The organism is Paenibacillus sp. W2I17 (assembly GCF_030815985.1).
In the GTDB taxonomy this organism is placed as follows: domain Bacteria; phylum Bacillota; class Bacilli; order Paenibacillales; family Paenibacillaceae; genus Paenibacillus.
The window spans coordinates 540450-561054 of sequence record NZ_JAUSXM010000001.1 but is presented as its reverse complement, the minus strand read 5'-3'; the positions used below and the strand labels follow the sequence as shown (position 1 = coordinate 561054).

The window sequence follows — 20605 nt, the reverse complement described above, 5'->3', positions numbered from 1 at the left end:
GGAACCTCTCCTAGCTCGAACGAATTACTTTGATATCCGCAGGAAGAATGGACTCACCCTCATACAGTGTAAATCTTCTGTCTTGCCACTCCACCCGAAGAAGCATATTATCATCCGACTGATACTGCCATACCAATTGTTCTCCAGCCTGGCCATATGGAGTTCTACCTGCCGTTGATACCATGCCTCCATACTCTTCCTCCAGATGATATGCGCGTCCATCCAGGTCCAGCAATGTCGGCACCTCATCAGGTGCATCAAGCCTGCCATCAATTGGTGTATATAGAGCGTAACGTGTGAGTTCCCGTTCTTCGATATGCAAATATCGAAATGCGGTACCATCCTGCAGCGTGAGCACAACTGCATTTCGAGCGCGATTTTGTACCCGACCAACGACTTCATAAGTGACCAGAGAAACCTCGCAGATATCACCAGGTGCAAGCTGAAGCATCGTTTTCTCTGCCTGCGGTGGTTCAGGTTTTGTTAGTATTCCTTTAATTCGTTTCCATACACTCATGAGAATTACTCCTGTTCCTTATCTTATAAACAAGCTGCAATAATCAGTGCGCCCACGATATGTAAAGCGCCAGAGAACAACCCGTATCCTGTCTTCCCTTGCTGAATTCCCGTATCCAGATCCAGATTGGCCCATTTGCGAATCATAAAGTGTACAACACTCTCCAGAATCAACAAAATGATAAAGGATACAACGGAGACCAACAATGCTTCTCCAAGATGACCAGCCGTAGAAATGGATGTAGCGAGTACATATCCTTGTGCAAATAATTTCATAACCATACGTGTAGTAACAGCCATATTGCCAGCCTTGACTTCAGCAAAATCCTTATATTTCGTGAACAGTGAATCTACATACATCAAGACAAACAGCAAAACCGAACCAGATCCGGTCCAGACCAGCATCGCCAAAATATTCAAATCCATTTACACAGCCCCCACATATCAACATGAACCGCATTTAAAAGCGAAGGAGAAATACTCTTCTCCTCCGCTGGTTAACCCTGCTGACAACCAAGGTATTAGTTCTTATTATCGTATTGTTTCATCAAAGCTGCGAGTTCGTCTTCAACAGCCTGATCTTTACCCAACTTCTCGAACTCTTCATCCAAAGACTTGCCTTTGGAAGACATTTCGTTACTTGCTTCTGCCTGTGCTTCCATCTGCATCATTTTCTCTTCCATACGCTTCATACCAGCACTTGCAGTATCAGAGCCAAACCCATTCAACGCTTTGTTGATTTCCGTTTGGGCTTTTGCTGCATTGTAACGTGCTACCAGTGTTTCGCGTTTGTTCTTCATTTGAGTCAGTTGCTTACGCATCTCGTCGAGCTTGCCACGCAGGTTATCTGCAGAAGCCTTGTTTTGGTCATAGCTGGTTTTGTACTCAGCCATCTTCTCTTCAGCAGCCTTTTTCTCTTCCAGAGCACGTCGAGCCAAATCCAGATTCTGAGCACGTGCCGCCGTATGCGCCTGCTCTTCACGTTTCTTCACAAGAGCTTCCTGCTCTTCGAATAACTGCTTGAATTTCTTCTCAATGGGCGATCTGTTGAGCTACTGCTTTCTCCGCATCTTCCAGATCCTCTTGCATGTCACGGATATATTGGTCCGTCATCTTGATTGGATCTTCCGCCTTGTCAATAATGGCGTTGATGTTAGACATGGTTAGATCACGCAAACGTTTGAAAATGGACATTATGTTATTCCTCCTAGTCGATATTACATCGTATATAAACATACATACGTAACAATCTACAACTCGTTTCAATTTTAGCAAATAAAATCAAAACATTCGATGGTTCTTATGTCAGGAAGATCGTTTATCTTTGTTCAGATGATCCTCCATCAACCTCTCTGCAGTCTGCACGATTTCGTCGATCTGCATCCGTGTGATGGAATCAAAATGAATACCCATGATCACCGTAACGGTTACTTTCAGCTGCAGGGCAGCCTTTCGGGCAAGCCGCTCACACAGCTCTTGTTCTTTATGCCCGGGAATATGTACCGTCGTCCCGCTTACGCGCTCATGATCCACGTAGAACGTAGCTACAGCGCCAATATGCGCCTTTCCTCCGGTAACGAGAAAAACCTTATCCTCTCCTGCTTCAATCACCTGTAAACGTATGGATTTCAAATCATATGTACTCATATCCTATCCACCTACCCTTTTCTATATGTTATATATGGAGGAATTATGGCTGTCATGAGCTAAATCCGCAATGAAACTTCTCACACTGCGCATATTTTATGGAACCCCCGGGCATACCAAGGAGAACGTCATTTTGGAAAAGGAGGCCGTTATGATGCGCGTACGCCTCATTATGCTGATGGTTATCGTTATTTTTCTAGGGGGATATCATGCTCCAGTTTCATCGCGTGATGTTTCAAGCCCGTCAAGTGAATCAGTATCAGGTTCGGATTCTGCAGAAGAAGAACAACTGACATTGGGACAGTTACGTCAAAAATATGCCGATACGTTCAAAACCAATGGTCCTTCAACAAAGAAGGTTGCACTGACTTTTGATGATGTACCTGATCCACGGTTTACTCCACAAGTGCTGGATGTATTGAAGAAATACAATGTCAGAGCTACATTCTTCATCGTGGGTAGTCGTGCTGAGAAACATCCGGATCTGGTGAAACGCATCGTTAAGGAAGGGCATATGGTTGGTAATCACAGCTACAATCATCCTGAATTCAGTAAGCTGTCGATGAATGCCTTTCGCAAACAAATTTTACATACCGGGGATATTATTCGACGATTGGCGGGATACACGCCGAAGATGATTCGGCCGCCTTATGGAGACATTAATGAAGAACAGCTGAGATGGGCTGCCAAACAACACTATAGCATTGTGAACTGGAACGTAGACTCCCTGGACTGGAAAGGCCTTTCAAAGGAACAGGTGAAAGATAACATCCTGTCTGCCGTAAAACCCGGATCCATCGTTCTGCAACATGCTGGAGGCGGTGTAGGATCAAACCTGAACGGCACGATTGAGGCTTTGCCTGAAATCATTGAGGAACTTCGTAATCGAGGGTATGAACTGGTCACCTTGGACGAGATGTTGGGATTGCCAAAGGCCAAAAATTAGGATGACCGTGATAGCAAATAAATGAGAACATAAAAGGGTGCTGTTCAATCGCAAATTAGCGACTGGCAGACACCCTGTTTGAATTCATTTTAAATGTAATTTACTCTCTATTTCAGAATGTACAGCTCGATATCCTGAAAACCAAATGTGCTTACGGACTGTTTGCTACCCGGGATAAAGATATCAATCCGATGACCCTTGATTGCACCGCCCACATCACGCGCTGTGGCTACAAAAGCCTGTTTTGGCAATCCTGGATGGCTGTGACCAGTTACCAGTACTTTGGTTCCGAGTGGAATCACACTTGGATCAACTGCAATCGTGCCCAGTTCAAGGTCATTTCCGAAATAATCGACTGCACCCCAGCCTCCATTTTCAGACGGATCAGCAGAGTATGCCGTTGCTTTTACGTTCACAGCTTTGCTGTAATCGAATGTTTTACCCCAGGCCTGAACCACTTTGTTATCTGCGTTAACGTCCAAGCTTGCTGTGGTAACCGTTTTGGCTTGGGTCTTGCTCTCCGTCGCCGCGGCAGCAACATTGTTTGCCTTACCGGGAATCGTAATTTTCAAACCACCATAAATGTTGTAAGGTGAAATGTCGTTGTTTGCTTTAACCAACGTGTTCATTGCTACTCCATATTGTTTTGATAAGGTGTAGAAGGTATCCCCTTCTTTGGCCACATGAACTGAATCGGCGTGAGCCGGAACGGCTTGAATGAGCATTGCTGTTGTCATTAATGCTACTGCTGTTTTGGCTATACGTTTCTTGTTAATCATGGTCTTCCTCCCTCATTGTGCCTGCGAAGTTAGTTGTCGGATTCGGATGAGGAGCCCACCCTATAGGTTCTTCATTACATTTGAAACGTTATGTACCCCTAATTCACCCCAAGCAGTGTGCTGTAGATCTTCCCCCTGCACAATCTGCATCGTTACATCCCCCGCACTCCCTGTCCGGAAGTTTCGGCAGAGTTCAATATATCACAATTTTGTAACCTGAACTTGTAGTAATTCTTACCAAATGGTTTTTTAGCATGTAAGCATATGTAAGAGTACTGGATACTTTAGAAATATTGGACGACCCGATTCCTTTACATTTGGTAACAGAATAGTTACTTTTCCGAATCCATACGTGATTATTAACCATAAAAAAATAGCGTCACCGACTCGAAGTCAGTAACGCTATTGATCACTTTCATTTAGAGTACTTTGGCAAGAAAATCACGTGTACGTGAATTTTTCGGTGCTCCAAACACCTCATCAGGTGTTCCCTCTTCTACAATAACCCCGCCATCCATGAACAGGATCCGGTCTCCTACTTCACGTGCAAAACCCATTTCATGCGTTACAATGACCATAGTCATCCCGCCTTCTGCAAGACGTTTCATGACATCCAACACTTCACCGACCATCTCGGGGTCCAGTGCCGAAGTAGGCTCGTCAAACAGCATGACATGCGGCTGCATGGCCAATGCTCTTGCAATGGCGATCCGCTGCTTCTGTCCACCGGACAGCTGATTCGGGAATGTATCTTTTTTATCGTACAAGCCCACGGTGTTAAGCAGATCAGCAGCAATTTTCTCCGCTTCCTGAGTGGATTGTTTTTTCACTTTAATCGGAGCAATCGTAATGTTTTGCTGTACCGTTTTGTGTGGGAACAGGTTGAAATGCTGGAACACCATGCCCATTTTTTCCCGAGTTGCATTAATGTTGTGCTTCGGATCGGTGATTGACACACCTTCAAAATCAATCTCACCCGAGGTAGGCTGTTCCAACAGGTTCAGACAACGTAAGAAAGTACTTTTACCTGAACCGGAAGGGCCGATGACTACGACAACCTCACCTTTGCCAATCGTCACGTTAATGCCCTTAAGCACATCGTTATTACCATAAGATTTGTGTAATTGTCTAACGTCTATCACTTGCACTCAACTTCCTTTCCAGTCGTCCAAGCAGCTTGGACAAAATAAACGTTAATACAAAGTAGATGGCTGCTGCAATCAAAAATGGACTCAAGCCTTGATACGTAATGTTTTTGACCACACTTGCCTGATACATAATGTCCACCATACCGATAACAGAGATAATGGAGGATTCCTTGATGATCGTTATGAATTCATTACCAATTGCCGGCAATACGGCCTTGAAAGCCTGTGGCAATATGATGTAACGCATTGCTGCACCTCTGCCCATTCCGAGGGAGCGAGCTGCTTCCAACTGGCCACGATCCACCCCTTGAATACCTGCACGGAAAATCTCCGCCAGATAGGCACCACTATTGATTGAAAGTGTAATGATACCTGCCTGAAGTGCAGTGAAGTTAATGCCAAAGCTCAGGGAAAAACCATAGTAAATAATCATCAATTGTACCAGCATCGGTGTGCCACGGATCACTTCAACGTAAGCAGTACCGATCCAGCGCAAGATTGCAGCGTCATGCAAACGGAACAAACAGATGATCAATCCTATAATTACCCCGAAGATAACCCCAAGTGCAGACAACAGAAGTGTGTATCCTACACCTGTAGCATAGAAACTTTTGTACTCCCAGAATACTTGGAAAATATTTTGTGATTTGTTCGCTTTATCCGCCATCAAGAGGCTGGCATCCGTCACCATTTGATTGATTTTATCTTCGCTTTTCAGTCGCTCCAGTGTTCCATTTACTGCAGCTAGCAGCTCGGTATTACCTTTACGAATCCCGATTGCCGCTTCTGCTTGCTCTTCGTCCGGAACAGCAGCAGCAAGTCCAATGATATCGTCCAGATAACCTGCAGCAACGGTATCTTCAACGATTGCCGCGTCAATGCGTTTTGTTTGCAGTTGAAGCACGATATCCGAGATTTTATCCAGCGCAGTAAGCTTCGCTCCTGGAATACTCTGTCCGATCGTTTCCTGAATGGAGCCTTTCTGAACGCCAATCTTCGCATTTTCAAGTTCTGCCATGGTTGGATATTTGTCTTTATCCACATTGCGAACCATAATCACTTGTTTTGATTTATAATAGGTGTCGGAAAAATCGATACTTTTCTTCCGCTCATCCGTCGGCGTCATACCTGAAATCACCAGATCAACACGCCCGCTCTGCAATGAAGGCAGAAGACCGTCGAAGCCCATATCCTCAATCACAAGCTCAGCGCCAAGATCTTTGGCAATCTCTTTGGCGATCTCAATATCGAAGCCGACGATTTCATCTTTGCCATTAATCACTTTATGGAATTCGTATGGTGCAAAATCAGCACTTGTACCGAGCACCAGCTTTTTACTGCTTGAATTGTCTGTAGTCCCACTTGCAAATGCCACAGGAACGGCAGTTGTCAGTAGAACAACAAAGGTCAACAGCATCATGGTGTAACGACTTATTAATTTCAACCTTGTTCTCTCCCCTTACAATACTTTGTATGCTTCTCATGTTGATGACTGAGTCATTATAAAGTACAATGCATGATTATGCAATGCATTTTGACATTACAAATCTTGACTTGTTTCTGAAAAAATGAAGCAAACATGATATAATCAATGAATTATTTTCATTTTTGCATAAGGAGTTTACTAATGACAGCTAACAAATCACAAATTCTGACGGTTATTGATCAATATGCTTCCCGTTTTAAAGCCATTTCATCATATATCGGTGCCAACCCCGAATTGGGAAATGAAGAGTATCTCGCTTCTGCCCGTTTGAAAGAAGAACTGGTCTTCCACGGTTTCACTGTAGAGGCTCCAATCCTCGGTTTGGAGACAGCCTTTATCGGAACCTATTCAGCCGCCAAACCAGGCCCTACCATTGCTTTATTGTGCGAATATGACGCCTTGCCGGAGATCGGTCACGCTTGTGGTCACCATCTGATCTGTATGATGAGTCTTGGGGCCGCTGTTGGGCTAAAATCTATTCTGGATGAAGTAGGTGGAACCATTAAAGTGTTTGGTACCCCCGCTGAAGAGACACGTGGTGCCAAAGTTCCGATGGCTGAAGCAGGTTTGTTCGATGACTGTGATGTCGCTCTCATGGCGCATCCATATTATGCCTACGAGAAGTCAGGCAGCTCGCTGGCTATTGATGCTGTGCAATTTGAATTCCATGGCCGATCTTCACATGCTGCTGCAAGTCCGCACGAAGGTATTAATGCTCTTGATGCCGTCATTCAAACGTTCAACGGAATCAATGCATTCCGGCAACAAGTGAAAAGCACCGTGCGCATTCATGGTGTGATCAACAACGGAGGTCAGGCAGCAAATATCATTCCTGACTATGCTTCTGCGCAATTTTATGTACGGGCAGCAACTCGCAAAGAACTGAATATTCTCACAGAACGTGTGATTCAGATCGCTGAAGGTTCTGCTCTCCAGACAGGTTGCAAGCTGGTGACATCCAACTATGAAACGTCCTATGACGAGATGGTTACCAATGAAGCATTCTCAGCTGCGTTTAGTCAAAATCTGATGGAACTTGGTATTCCGCAAGAAGAGATTGTGAGTGGTAATGATCACGGCTCTATGGACATCGGTAACGTTTCCCTGAAATGTCCTGCCATCCATCCCTACATTCGTGTTGTAGACGAGGTGCATACACTGCACTCCATAGCCTTCCGTGACCTTGCACTTCAGGAGCGCGCGCTGGATGGCATGATTCTGGGAGCAAAGGCACTTGCTACAACAGCCTATGACGTACTGAGCCAGCCAGAGCTGCTTCAAACCATCCGCACGGAGTTTGAGCAAGCTATTCGCTAAAATTTACTTTCAACATGTTATATAGGGGTGCCCTGAACAATCTTGAATTCCAAGCTGTTCAGGGCACCCTTTTTCTAAATTAGCTGTAAGTATATTCAGCACAAAGCTGGAAATGCTGTGAAAGAAACCTTTGAAAACGATGAAAATAATACATTTTATTACAGTAAATGTGATTCTTTGCTGGCTAACTTGGTTAATTATAACTATAACTTATCCTATATTCAGGAGGTGCTGTCATGCTGCTCGAAGCCATGTATCATGTTCCTCGTGACAAGTGGGCTTATGCCTATAATTCGTCTACCATACATCTGCGCGTACGTACCAAACGTAATGATGTGCAATACGTGACCGCACTGACCGGAGATAAGTACGATTGGAATGGAACGTACAAGGAAATTCAATTGGAGAAGGCTGCTTCAGATAACATGTTTGATTATTGGGAGGCTGCTGTCAAGCCACAATTCAAACGTCTCACCTATATATTTCGGATAACTGCCGGTTCAGAAGATGTGTTTCTAGCGGATAATGGAATTCATTATGAGACCCCCTATCCCACCGGAGGATATTATGAGTTCTCGTATATACATGAAATTGATGTGTTTAAGGTGCCCGAGTGGGCCAAAGAAGCTGTCTTTTATCAGATCATGACGGAACGGTTTGCTAATGGAGATCCCAAGCTGAATCCAAAAGAAACCCATGACTGGGGTGGCAAACCTGAGTTGAACAATTATTTTGGTGGAGATCTGCAAGGTGTGCTGGATCATCTGTATGACTTAACTGAACTTGGCGTGAACGCCATTTACTTTACCCCGTTATTCCAGGCCAATTCCTACCACAAATACGACACGATTGATTATAAAAAAGTCGACCCCCATTTCGGTGATAATGCCCTGCTTAAACAATTGACAGAAGAATGTCATCGCCTGGGTATACGTGTCATGCTTGACGCGGTGTTTAACCATTGCAGCGAAGACTTCCCTCCTTTTCAAGACGTTCTCCAGAATGGAAAAAACTCTAAGTATGCCGACTGGTTCCACATCAATGAATACCCAGTTCAGATCAAGGATGGTATACCAACCTACGATACATTTGGGTTCTATGGCAACATGCCCAAGTTCAATACAGCCAACCCTGAGGTTAAGGCATATCTACTCGATGTCGCTGAGTACTGGATCAAGGAAATTAAGCTGGATGGGTGGCGTCTGGATGTAGCAAATGAGGTGGACAACCATTTCTGGCGTGATTTTCGCAAGGTTGTTAAGGCAGCTAATCCTGAAGCCTATATTGTTGGTGAAGTATGGAGCGACTCCCTGACATGGCTCATGGGGGATCAATTCGATTCCGTCATGAATTATCCATTTGCCGACAAAGTACTTCAGTTCTTCTGCGGTTCAATGGATGGGTATAACTTTGCCAACGAGATGGGTTCACTGATTATGCGCTATCCGCAACAAACCAACGAAGTGATCTTTAATATGCTGTGCAGCCACGATACCCCACGACTGCTCACCCGATTAGGAGAAGACAAACGCCGTTTAAAATTGTCGGTTGTATTTCTTTTCACCTATATCGGTACACCTTGTATTTTCTACGGCGATGAGGTGGGAATTAGTGGTGATGCTGACCCGGATTGTCGAAAATGTATGGAATGGGACCCGGCCAAGCAAGACAGAGAATTGTATGATTTCTATCGCCTGATGATCGATTTACGCAAAAGCCAATGAAGCCCTGCGCAAAGGACGCTTCCGATTCCTCAAGGCGGATCACAATGATCCCTGTATCGTGTACGAGCGTGTGGATGACAACCTTCACTTTACCATATGGATGAACAATACACCTCAAGATCGAACGCTTTCTCATCCTATGGAAACAAAAGACTGGAAGGATGCATTAACTGAAGAGCCTGTGTTGCCAACCGATGGAATGATGAATATTAAGCTTGATCCCTATGGGTACCGCATTTTGTACAGACAGCTTGATCCGACAACCATCCAACACTACTGAGATTTAAATTCTGAACAGTCATATAAAAGAAAAGAAAAGAAAAGCACTTCCACCGTCTCAGATGATACTTCATTCTGAACTTTGGAAGTGTTTTGTTTATTTGATTAAAAAAGCCACAGCAGGAATGCTGTGACTCATTCAGGATTGCATCAGTTTACTGGATCAAGTGTGATCCGACGATAAATGTCCATATATTCTTCAGCTGAGACATTCCAGCTGTATTCTCCGCCCATTGCATTTTTCACAATTTTCTTCCAGTGTTCTGGCTGTTTGTAGATCTCCTCGGCACGCCGAATGGTATTCATCATGTCATGTGCGTTAAAGCTTGTGAATGAGAAACCATTCCCTTCTCCAGTAAACTCGTTATATGCCTGCACAGTATCGTTCAGACCGCCTGTTTCCCTTACGAGAGGCACACTACCGTACCGCAGAGCCAGTAACTGACTAATGCCACACGGCTCGAACCTGGATGGCATCAGGAAGATATCACTGCCTGCATAGAAACGGCGGGATAACCCATCGTTAAACTTGATCTGGGCAGACATTTTAAGTGGATAACGATTCGCGGCTTCACGGAACCAGTGTTCATAGGACTGCTCCCCTGTTCCAAGTACAGCGAATTGAATATCATCATAATACAACAATTCATCCAGGATACGGCAGACAAGATCAAGTCCTTTGGAATCCACAAGCCTTGTGACCATGACCATAAGAGGTACATCAGGACGAACAGGAAGTCCAAGTTCCTTTTGCAGCTCAATTTTGTTTTCCGTTTTCTTGGACAGACTTGTTCTATATTTCACCGGGATCTTGGTGTCTGTAGCCGGGTTGTAGCTCTTGGTATCAATACCATTTACAATCCCGCTGAATCGATCTCCAAGTGAACTGAGCAGTCCGTCCAGACCGTATCCGTAATAAGATGTTTTCACTTCCTGTGCGTAAGTTGGACTGACGGTTGTTACATGGTCAGCGTAGACAATTCCAGCCTTCAGGAAGTTGACATTACCGTAATACTCGGCTCCATCCACGGTGAAATATCGATCGTCAAGCTCCAGGATTTCACTGAATAACTGATGCGGGAATACCCCTTGATACAACAAGTTATGTATGGTGAATACCGTACGAATATCACTGTAGAATGGATCGTGTCTGTAGTGTGCTTCAAGCACCAAAGGAATCATTCCTGCATGCCAGTCATGACTGTGCAGCACGTCAGGCTTGAACTCAATCTGTGGCAACACTTCGAGAACTGCACGGTTGAAGAAGGCGAAACGCTCGCCATCATCCATATAACCGTACACTCCATCACGCCCAAAATAATACTCATTATCTACAAAATATACTGGAATCCCATCATGAACCAGCATTTCTATTCCACAATAGGGTCTGCGCCAGCCAAGAGGCACATCCGTTGTAATTACGGGCTGTAACGCGTCTTTATACTCAGCGGGAATCCCCTTGTACTTAGGCATAATCACCCGCACATCTGCCCCGCTCTTCTTCAATGCAAACGGGAGAGCACCGATTACGTCAGCAAGGCCTCCTGTTTTGATAAATGGATGTACTTCAGCAGCAGCAAATAGAATATTCATGCCTTTGTCCTCCTCTTCGGTTTGAGCGTGTTACTTTCATTTTTATTCTTCGTTTTTGAACTGACGGAAGTTATACTCGCAGGTGATTCATCCGTTTTCCGACGTGTGTTCTTTTTTAGAATCACGATGCTCAGCGGAGGCAATACCAATTCGAGACTATGCGGATGCCCATGAAAAGGAATCTTTTCGGTAGGCAGTTGCATATCATTAGTAATGCCTGAACCGCCGTAAACGGAATGGTCACTGTTCAGTACTTCGGTATACATACCGGGACGCATGACACCAATCCGGTAACGCTCCCGCTTGACCGGCTGAAAGTTAATGAGCACAAGGAGTGTATCCGCAGGTTTTTTTCCTTTGCGTACGTATGAAATGACACTCTGGTCCTGATCATCCGGAGTGATCCATTCATAACCGTCCAAGGAATGATCAAGCTCCCACAAAGCTTTTTCACTCAAGTACAGGTTAGACAGCTCACGCTCAAACTTATGCAAATTGCGGTGACTGTCATAATCCAGCAAGAACCAATCCAGTTGATCCTCATCTTTCCATTCGATGAACTGGCCAAAGTCTCCGCCCATAAACAACAGCTTTTTCCCTGGGAAAGTCATAAAATAGCCCAGAAAAGCACGCATGCCGGCAAATTTCTGCTCATAGGTTCCTGGCATCTTGTCGAGGAGCGACTTTTTGCCATGAACAACCTCGTCATGTGACAGAGGTAGCACATAATTTTCAGCAAAGGAGTATACGACCGGGAAAGTCAGCAAATGATGTTTGGAAGGACGCTCATGAAAATCAGATTCCATGTAATCAAGCGTATCGTTCATCCAGCCCATGTTCCATTTGTAGTTAAAACCCAGACCACCTTCATCTACAGGTAAAGTCACCATTGGCCATGCACTGGATTCTTCAGCCATCATCAACGCATAAGGGAAATACTTGAACACCGTCTCATTCAGCTGCTGCAAAAAGGCTACAGCTTCCTTGTTCTCAAGACCACCTTCATCATTGGTACGATATTGTCCTGGCTGCTTCTCAAAATCAAGCCGAAGCATACTCGTAACCGCATCAACACGGAGTCCGTCAAAATGATACATCTCCATCCAATATAATGCATTGGAGATCAGAAATGAACGAATCTCAGGTTTCGAGTAGTCAAAGCTAAGTGTGCCCCAGCCCGGCTTCTCTGCTAACATCGGATCTGCATACTCATACAAAGGCGTACCATCAAACATACGCAACCCATGAGCGTCTTTGGCAAAATGTGCAGGTACCCAATCCAGCAATACGCCAATCCCAGCCTGATGTAGCGTATCCACTAGATACATCAGATCTTTTGGATGCCCATAACGGCTGGTTGGCGCATAAAACCCTGTGTTTTGGTAGCCCCACGAAAGGTCATATGGATGCTCACTGAGGGGCATCATTTCAACATGTGTATATTTCATTTCTAATAAGTAAGGAACAAGCAAATCAGCCATCTCGCGATAACTATAGAGGCTTCCGTCTTCTTTGCGCTTCCAGGTTCCCATGTGCATTTCGTAAATATGTAGAGGTTTGTTATACATTGCACGTTGTTTGCGTCTCCAGGCTCCATCATTCCATTTGTACCCTTCGATTGAACTGGTGACAGAGGCTGTCTGAGGTCGAACCTCTGCTTGAAACGCATATGGGTCCGCTTTGAGCAATTCTGTTCCATCTTCCGTTAATATACGGAACTTGTATAAAGTTCCTTCGCTAATTTCCGGAAAAAAACGACTCCAAAATCCTGATTCGGGTATCTTATATAAAGGTTCCTTTTCGCCTTTCCATTCATTGCGGTCCATAGCCAGTCCTACTTCTACGGCGTTTGGTGCCCACACGGTAAAGCGATACCCCTGAAGGCCATCGCAAGTCTCAGGCTGTGCGCCCAACATTCGATAACTGTGATGAAGGTTACCTTCATGAAATAAATAAATATGCTCCGGCAATATGTCCGGGTGTGCTAACGGTTGAATGGCCAAGAGATCACCTTCTTCTCAAGAAAATAGATATAACAGTAACCATTACCCCATTCTAGCCAAGTTGAAAAGAAAAATGCGGTGAATTAGAAAATGTTGTTCATTTTCAGAATTTTTACAGTAACAATCGTTTCATCTGCTCTACTTTGCGTTAATGATGTACTACAATGCACAATATTTTGGGAGGGAAACGATTATGTTTAATAAAGATTGCATCGCTATGCTGTTGGCGGGAGGAGAAGGGAAGCGATTAGCCCCTTTAACCTCAAGTCTCGCAAAACCCGCTGTACCGTTTGGCGGGCACTACCGGATCATCGATTTTCCTCTCAGTAACTGCGTTAATTCAGGAATTGACACTGTAGGTGTACTGACGCAGTACCAAGCGGAATCTTTACACGATCACATCGGTGGAGGAGAACCATGGGGACATGGTAACTCAAGTGAGGCAGGAATATCCTTGCTTCCATCTTATCATACAGGAAATGACGAATACTTGGGAACGGCGGATGCTATTTATAAAAATATCGACTATATTGATCAACAAAACCCCGAAAATGTTCTAATTTTGTCGGGTGACCATATTTATCATATGAATTATCGTGATATGTTGGAGGCTCATCAAGCCAATAATGCCGCAGCAACGATTTCAGTTATGGAAGTTCCATGGGATGAAGCACATCGCTTTGGGATCATGGCTGCCGATGAAGATTTGCGTGTAACCGAGTTTGCCGAGAAACCGGCTGAACCAAAAAGTAATCTGGCTTCAATGGGCATTTACATGTTCAAATGGGATTATCTGAAACGCCATCTCTTGGAAGATGCAGCTAACCCTGAATCCAGCCATGACTTCGGTAAAGATGTTATTCCTCAAATGTTGAATGAAAATAACCCCCTCTTTGTCTATAACTTTAATGGTTATTGGAAAGATGTAGGAACGGTTAAGAGCCTTTGGGATGCACATATGGATCTGTTACACAACGAGGAAGACTGGAGTCTGCAAAAAGAAAACTGGCCGATGTTTACTCGCGACTGGCGCTCCAAGCCAAGTGCTTACAAAGCAAGACATACAAAAATCGAACATGTTACTTCCATGATTCACGACTCTTGTGCAATCGAAGGTCGTTCGGAACGTTCCGTTATCTTCTGCGGTGCAGAAGTGGGTAAAGGCTCTGAGGTTAAAGACAGTGTCGTTATGCCTAACGCACGTATAGGCCGTGGGGTTCACATCGAACGCGCGATCATCGGTGAAGGTGCAATAATCAAGGACGGTGCAATCGTTAAAGGTACGGCGGATGAAATTGTGGTCGTTGGACCTAACGAGATCGTCTCTGCCAAACCGGCTGTCCGTACGCAACCTGTTCGTATGTTGAAAGAAGTATATGAGAAAAGTGGACGCCTGCGCACTGGTGAACTTTCTTCATAAATTAAGTAAACATAATATGAAAAAGGCGAGCCTCAGATGGCTCGCCTTTTTTTGGTGTTGATATGGAAGTTATAAAGCGTACATGCTCGATCATCAGGTAGAAAAATCTCTTATCTTTTAAAACCTTAAGACTTTTCTATATCCGATTTTGTATCGCTTGCTGCTCGTTCTTCAGGGACTGCCGTAACACCAGATTGTGTTACAGATTCTTCTGGACCCATCTCCTCAGCCACAGCCGGTAACGTAACCGTAACGGTTGTCCCAGATCCGAGTTCACTTTGCATCGTGATCGTTCCCTCATGCAGTTCTACCAGTTCTTGCGTAATCGCAAGACCCAGTCCCGTTCCCCCATTTTGATGATTCACCTGGAAGAAACGGTCCCGTACTTTGATTAGGTGTTCTTCACTAATTCCGATACCGGTGTCCTGAACAGCTGCAATGATCTGACCATTCTCCTCTTTGACCGACAAGAAGATCCAGGAATTCTCATGTGAAAATTTGATCGCATTATCCACAACATTCAGGAAGACTTGTTTCAGTCTGTTACCGTCTCCATGGACATTATAAGCACGAGTCTCGTCCGTTTCCAACTTGAGATGGACCTGTTTTTGTTCCGCTTTGGCCCAAACATTCAACATCGTTTCCTGTACAATTTCACGAATGTTGACGGTTCCTTTGACCAGCTTCATTTGATTCTGCTGCAATTTGGAGAAATCCAGCATCTCTTCAACAAGTCCAATCAGTCGTTCGGTTTCCTTGGAGATAATACCCATACCGATACGAGTTTCTTCCGGATCATAACCGCCTGAATCCAGTGTCTCGCTCCAGCCTTTGATACTGGTCAAAGGTGTTCTTAATTCATGTGAGATCGAGGAGATAAAATCATCCTTGATCTGATTACTGCGCACGATTTCATGTGCCATGAAGTTAAGTGTTGATGCCAATTCGCCCAGTTCGTGCTTATAATTCCCCTTAACCCTGACATCCAGCCGTCCTCTAGCCATTTGGGCAGATACTGCGGTGATGTTGTTAATTGGACGTACAATGGAATTTGCCATACCAATACTAATGATCAACACTATAGCAAGCACGCCAACACCAACGGCAGCGGCGAGTAGTCCCATATTCAACAGCTTTGAATTCACATCTTCAAGTGATGTCAGATATCGAATAACATAAGTATTTTCGCCGCCCAGATCAAACTTGTGTGAAACGGCCATGACGGATTCTCCAGTACCTGGTTGTCTTCCAATCCAGCGTCCCATATCCCCATTCAGAGCCTGCATAATATCACTGGTTTGCAGCACAGCACGGTCAGATTCAAAAGCAGTCGAACTCGCCAATACGCGCCCGTTCAGATCCAAAATTTCCAATTCAGTATTGGACAATGCCAAGTTCACAAGGAGTCTAGACAGATTATTGGCATCCTCCGTAGTATTCTCACGAGCGATTGGCTCGAAAAAGTCCTTTGAATTAGAAATGTGGGTACTAATCGTATTGTAGATACTCTCATAATAATACCTTTGAACTGCCAACATAAATACGAATTCGACCAACAGCAGAGCGAGAAAAACTACAAAGAAATAATGTAGTACGATCTGCCGAGTAATGCCTTTTTTAATCATTGCTCCCGGCCCTTCCATTTGTACCCGTGACCCCATACTGTCTGCAGGTATTCGGGCTCGGAAGGATTGTTCTCAATTTTCTGACGCAGACGACGAATGTTGACATCCACAATTTTGGGATCACCCATGTACTCTTTTCCCCATACGTGATCTAACAATACATCGCGGCTGAGCGGTGTATTTTCTTTTTCCAGAAAAAACTGAATCAAGGAAAACTCCGTTGGAGTCAACTCAATCGCTTCATTCTGTTTTTTGAATTGCTTCGAGATCAGGTCCAGTGAAAATGGCCCGGACTGGAACGTAACCTTTGCCGCAGTTTCCCGATGCACGTTCACGCGGCGTAACAATGACTGAATACGTGCAATCAACTCTGTTGGGCTGAAAGGCTTGCTGACGTGATCATCTGCACCAACGGAGAGTGCGTACACTTTATCCTGTTCCTGAACTTTCGCGGTCAAAAAGATGATGCCCAGACGTTCATTGGTTTCACGGATCCGTCGACACACCTCGAATCCATCAATACCTGGTACCATGACATCCAGCAGAGCCAGATCAATATCTGGTACTGTCTGCAGTATGCGAAGCGCTTCATGACCGTCACCCGCTTCAAGCACTTCGAATCCGTTTCTCTTTAAATTAATCACTATAAAACTGCGGATGGATTCTTCATCCTCAAGAATAAGTACTTTACTCATTAAGTTCTCCCTTTCTATTCAGCTGAGAAGTATTGCTCAGTGCATCTTTACCCGCCTCTGATTGTGCTACTCGTGAAGCAATAACTCGATCTTTGGTACGCGTAATTTCCTTCCAGCTTTTACCCTTCTCCTGTTCCCACTTGGAAAGGGTGAAATATTTGATCTCTGCTACGGTTTCGTCCGTATCAATCATTTTAAATCGAATATATTTTTCCTTTTCCGATTTGGTATCAATAGTGATCTTACCGTACCACTCTGGCTTGAGGTTTAGGTGAAATAAATCAGCATCATCCCGGAATTGGAATGAGACAAATTTCTTGCTGTCTTTACCATCCCACTGATAATAAGTATAAAACCACAACCGAGAGTCAAATACGTAATGCTCCCAACCTTTTGGAGTCTCTTTGAGCCCAAACTCAATAATACCATCATTATCAACATCACCGCTTAAAATTTTGTCATCTCTATACGTTTGATCCGGTGATTTGAAAGCATTGACTAACTTGTTATCTTTAACATACATAATTTGCGAGAAGGAACTCCGATCATCCAGCTCGGCATCCAGTACAATGCCCATCTGTCCTTTGGCGATCTCTCCGCCCAGAGCATTATAAACTTCTTTAACGGTATAATCGGTCTGCACCCGATCAACTTCCTTGAAGCTGCCATCTTCGTACTGATATAACGCAATCGTTGCAAAACCGCTGTTGTTCAGCGAAATGATAACAAAATCACTTTTACCATCTCCGCTCAAATCCAGCGTGTTCCCCTGCGCATCATCAATGATATATTGATTATACGGAACTCCACCCAAGACCTGCTCCAGTGCCCCGCCCTTGTAGGAATATGCAGTCAGGGCCTTCTGCTCCTGCAGACTTACACCAAGAATAATATCCGGATTTCCGTCATTCGTAATATCCAATACTTTAAAGGATTGCAACTCATTTCCCGGCACATCAAATGTAAGTTTTTTAACCCATGTGCCTCCCTGCTCTTCCAAAATCATGCCATGGATTCGCACATTCTCATTTGGTGTCTCATAAAAAACAATCGCTTCCCGTGTTCCATCCCCGTTCAGGTCTTCCACCCGAATCATGCTGGTATTATTCATATCCTTGGGACGAATCAACGTGCTCTCTGGCGGCAGTTTAACCTGAACCACGTTGTACAATTTCTCCTTATCGGTGGACATCATTGGTTTTCTCATCAAACCCTTGGGGTCACTTATGACTGTGCATCCGCTTAGAACAGAACCAAGCATAATCGCCATAGTTCCTGCTGCTACAAAGCGTCCCCACCGTGAATTAAACAATCTCATCACTCTTTTCAATAGTTTAAATCTGGTTTTTTTCTTGCTGTGTGAGTCTTCGTCCACGAATATCAAAAGCAATCTTGCCTTCTGCCAATCCCCAGATCCGTGTGGCATGTTTCTCAGCAAGTTCAATAGGCAGTACTGCAATGACTGTTGCACGTTCTTCTTCACATAATTTGCGCAGCGTTTCCAGCACTGAATCTGCTGTGTGAGGGTCAAGACCAATCACTGGTTCATCGGCCAAAACCACTTTGGCACCATGAGCAAGTGCTCTTGCAATAGCAACACGTTGCTTCTCGCCACCACTGAGCTTCTCTGCTATTTGATGTGCTTTATCAAGTAATCCCAATCCTTCGAGATAATCCATAGCACCCATATAATCATCGGAACGAACCATACCGGTTACCATTCTCCATACAGGAGTCTGACCCGATCGTCCGATTAACACATTTTTAAGAGCCGTACGTCTGGGAAATAGTTCTGGATTCTGTTCCAAGTATGCCCATTCCCGTTTGATTTTCCGTTTTCCGGACCAGCCTTCTTTCAAAATCTCGGCACCGTCCACCGTAAACCGCCCGGAATCCCATTTTTCCATCATGGCCAAACATTTAAGCAACATGCTCTTACCGCTACCGCTTGAGCCAACTACAGCTATCATTTCACCCTGTTGCATATCAAAACGAATATCCCGTAGAACGGGAACGCGGTCCACGCCAACGGATTTACTCAAGTTCTCTACTCTGATCATCGCGATGTCTCCTCTTGTCCATGTTTTTCCCTACCACTAGTGTACTCGGAAATGGACATCAATTTCCATGCGAACACCAGCTTCTATTTTAACACAGATTCGAACTCAGGTTTACGACGAAATAATATACCTGCCACGCCGAAAAGAAGGTACATGATTCCGAGCAAGGTGAACATGCTTCCGGGTGAAATCCAGTTGATCATCTGACCACCCAGATTCGGTCCAATAATACTTCCAATCGTGAAATGAAAGGATGCCACAACGTTGGCTGCAGGCAGCAACACTTTAGGCAAAATGTCTGCGGCATAGGCCAGGCCCAGTGAGAAAAAGGAACCGACCAGGCCACCTGCGATTGTTAACAATACAAGCGTCCACCAGAAATGCGTACCCGCGACTGGAACCAGCATGAAGATGATTCCCCCGCTGATACCCGCAAACATCAATATCTTCTTCCGCCCATATCGGTCACTCAACATTCCGAGAGGCAATTGAAGGAACAAACCTCCAATCCCGATAAAGGGAAGCAACGACGAAATCTGATCGGTGTCGAACCCAATACGCAGGCCATACACGGGGAAGTTACTATTCATGCCAGCCTCCATATATCCGTATAAAAGAGCAGGTAACAGTGCGTACCAAGCCCATGCCAGACTACGACGGAAGCGCCGTTCAGGGAGCTGGCCATGCTCTGCTTTTTCCGGCTTCGTATTCGGAAGCTTCATTAATACCAGTATAAGCACTACTGCTATACAGATGAACAAAACCCAGAAAGGGACAGCATCACCGAAGCCAAGCAGCTTAATTCCCAGCGGACCAATACTGAATCCCAGACCGTAGGACATGCCATAGAGTGATATGTAGCGTCCACGTTTTTCAGGTGCAGTGACAAGCAGTACCCAGAGCTGGGCCGCATAATGAAGTGCGCTGTCTCCTATTCCAACGATCAGGCGCAAGATGAACCATATTTTAATATCTGGTAAATACGGAAATAATATTAATGGGACCATGACCAATATCAGGCCACCCCCAATCAGTTTTTTGAACCCGAGTGCTCCTAATAGTCGTTCCGCAACTAGAGTCATGGCAAAAGAGCCAATGTACAACGCGGCGGCGTTTAATCCGTTTAAACCTGGTGAAACCCCTTTTTGCTCCAAAAAAATCGAAAGCACAGGCAGCAAAAGCCCCTGACTTATTCCCGCCACCACAATAACCGTAATCAAAATGAGATAGTTGGCTGTCGAGTGTGATAGTTTGGGACGAGTAATCGATGACACGAATTCATTCCTCCTGCGAGCACACAAAGAAAAATCGCCATCGCTGACGACTTTTGTATGTTATACATATGGTTTTAAACTGCTATTCAAAGA

At 44.7% G+C, this 20605-nt stretch carries 16 protein-coding genes, 2 pseudogenes and 1 riboswitch; of the genes and pseudogenes, 4 read left to right on the top strand and 14 right to left on the bottom strand.

The window, feature by feature from the left end:
• Positions 1-10 precede the first annotated feature (10 nt).
• The 4 genes and pseudogenes from QF041_RS02580 to lpdD form a co-directional block, all read right to left on the bottom strand.
• Positions 11-517 carry a DUF4178 domain-containing protein gene (locus QF041_RS02580; RefSeq protein ID WP_076317633.1) on the bottom strand — a complete coding sequence of 169 codons (507 nt, stop codon included), beginning with the start codon at positions 515-517 and terminating at the stop codon, positions 11-13.
• A 23-nt stretch (positions 518-540) separates the two neighbouring features.
• Entirely contained in the window at positions 541-942 is a 402-nt protein-coding gene (locus QF041_RS02575) for a DUF350 domain-containing protein (RefSeq protein ID WP_036613690.1), read from the bottom strand.
• A 95-nt stretch (positions 943-1037) separates the two neighbouring features.
• Positions 1038-1710 (bottom strand): annotated as a pseudogene (locus QF041_RS02570) (PspA/IM30 family protein).
• Positions 1711-1821: 111 nt separating this feature from the next.
• Positions 1822-2163: a prenylated flavin chaperone LpdD gene (gene lpdD, locus QF041_RS02565; RefSeq protein WP_051447323.1), complete on the bottom strand. Its 342-nt coding sequence runs from the start codon at positions 2161-2163 to the stop codon at positions 1822-1824.
• Positions 2164-2317: 154 nt separating this feature from the next.
• On the opposite strand from lpdD, the gene QF041_RS02560 reads away from it, so the two are divergent.
• A complete protein-coding gene (locus QF041_RS02560; protein ID WP_307416876.1) occupies positions 2318-3109 on the top strand; it encodes a polysaccharide deacetylase family protein in 792 nt (263 codons plus the stop codon).
• 107 nt (positions 3110-3216) lie between these two features.
• On the opposite strand, the gene QF041_RS02555 is transcribed toward QF041_RS02560, so the two are convergent.
• The 3 genes from QF041_RS02555 to QF041_RS02545 form a co-directional block, all read right to left on the bottom strand.
• Positions 3217-3888 (bottom strand): 3D domain-containing protein, encoded by a 672-nt coding sequence (locus QF041_RS02555; RefSeq protein WP_307411469.1) that lies wholly within the window; start codon positions 3886-3888, stop codon positions 3217-3219.
• Between the two features lie 2 nt (positions 3889-3890).
• Positions 3891-4087, bottom strand: a riboswitch (cyclic di-AMP (ydaO/yuaA leader).
• Positions 4088-4307: 220 nt separating this feature from the next.
• Positions 4308-5030, bottom strand: a complete 723-nt coding sequence (locus QF041_RS02550) for an amino acid ABC transporter ATP-binding protein (protein ID WP_017688094.1) — start codon at positions 5028-5030, stop codon at positions 4308-4310.
• On the bottom strand, positions 5017-6456 hold the full coding sequence (locus QF041_RS02545) for an ABC transporter substrate-binding protein/permease (protein ID WP_483874696.1): 1440 nt from the start codon (positions 6454-6456) through the stop codon (positions 5017-5019). Before QF041_RS02545 ends, QF041_RS02550 begins: the two co-directional genes overlap by 14 nt.
• A gap of 207 nt (positions 6457-6663) precedes the next feature.
• Here QF041_RS02545 and QF041_RS02540 point away from each other — a divergent pair, with 207 nt between their 5' ends.
• A complete protein-coding gene (locus QF041_RS02540; RefSeq protein WP_105599099.1) occupies positions 6664-7839 on the top strand; it encodes a M20 family metallopeptidase in 1176 nt (391 codons plus the stop codon).
• 236 nt (positions 7840-8075) lie between these two features.
• Positions 8076-9843 (top strand): annotated as a pseudogene (locus tag QF041_RS02535) (alpha-glycosidase).
• A 149-nt stretch (positions 9844-9992) separates the two neighbouring features.
• On the opposite strand, the gene glgA reads toward QF041_RS02535, so the two are convergent.
• Together glgA and glgB are read right to left on the bottom strand one after the other, a co-directional pair.
• Positions 9993-11435 carry a glycogen synthase GlgA gene (gene glgA / locus QF041_RS02530; protein WP_307411460.1) on the bottom strand — a complete coding sequence of 481 codons (1443 nt, stop codon included), beginning with the start codon at positions 11433-11435 and terminating at the stop codon, positions 9993-9995.
• The gene (gene glgB, locus QF041_RS02525) at positions 11432-13438 is read right to left on the bottom strand and encodes a 1,4-alpha-glucan branching protein GlgB (RefSeq protein ID WP_127547716.1); all 2007 of its coding nucleotides are present in this window, start codon (positions 13436-13438) and stop codon (positions 11432-11434) included. Before glgB ends, glgA begins: the two co-directional genes overlap by 4 nt.
• 193 nt (positions 13439-13631) lie before the next feature.
• Here glgB and QF041_RS02520 point away from each other — a divergent pair, with 193 nt between their 5' ends.
• The gene (locus QF041_RS02520; RefSeq protein WP_307411458.1) at positions 13632-14858 is read left to right on the top strand and encodes a glucose-1-phosphate adenylyltransferase; all 1227 of its coding nucleotides are present in this window, start codon (positions 13632-13634) and stop codon (positions 14856-14858) included.
• 125 nt (positions 14859-14983) lie between these two features.
• Here QF041_RS02520 and QF041_RS02515 read toward each other — a convergent pair whose 3' ends face one another.
• The 5 genes from QF041_RS02515 to QF041_RS02495 form a co-directional block, all read right to left on the bottom strand.
• Complete coding sequence (locus tag QF041_RS02515) at positions 14984-16483, bottom strand: sensor histidine kinase (protein WP_307411455.1); 1500 nt, start codon at positions 16481-16483, stop codon at positions 14984-14986.
• The gene (locus QF041_RS02510) at positions 16480-17178 is read right to left on the bottom strand and encodes a response regulator transcription factor (RefSeq protein ID WP_017688086.1); all 699 of its coding nucleotides are present in this window, start codon (positions 17176-17178) and stop codon (positions 16480-16482) included. The genes QF041_RS02515 and QF041_RS02510 overlap by 4 nt, the downstream gene beginning before the upstream one ends.
• Complete coding sequence (locus QF041_RS02505) at positions 17171-18490, bottom strand: hypothetical protein (protein ID WP_143781232.1); 1320 nt, start codon at positions 18488-18490, stop codon at positions 17171-17173. Before QF041_RS02505 ends, QF041_RS02510 begins: the two co-directional genes overlap by 8 nt.
• A 22-nt stretch (positions 18491-18512) precedes the next feature.
• A complete protein-coding gene (locus tag QF041_RS02500; protein WP_036613671.1) occupies positions 18513-19238 on the bottom strand; it encodes a phosphonate ABC transporter ATP-binding protein in 726 nt (241 codons plus the stop codon).
• A gap of 83 nt (positions 19239-19321) precedes the next feature.
• Complete coding sequence (locus tag QF041_RS02495; RefSeq protein WP_307411451.1) at positions 19322-20512, bottom strand: MFS transporter; 1191 nt, start codon at positions 20510-20512, stop codon at positions 19322-19324.
• Between the last annotated feature and the right edge of the window lie 93 nt (positions 20513-20605).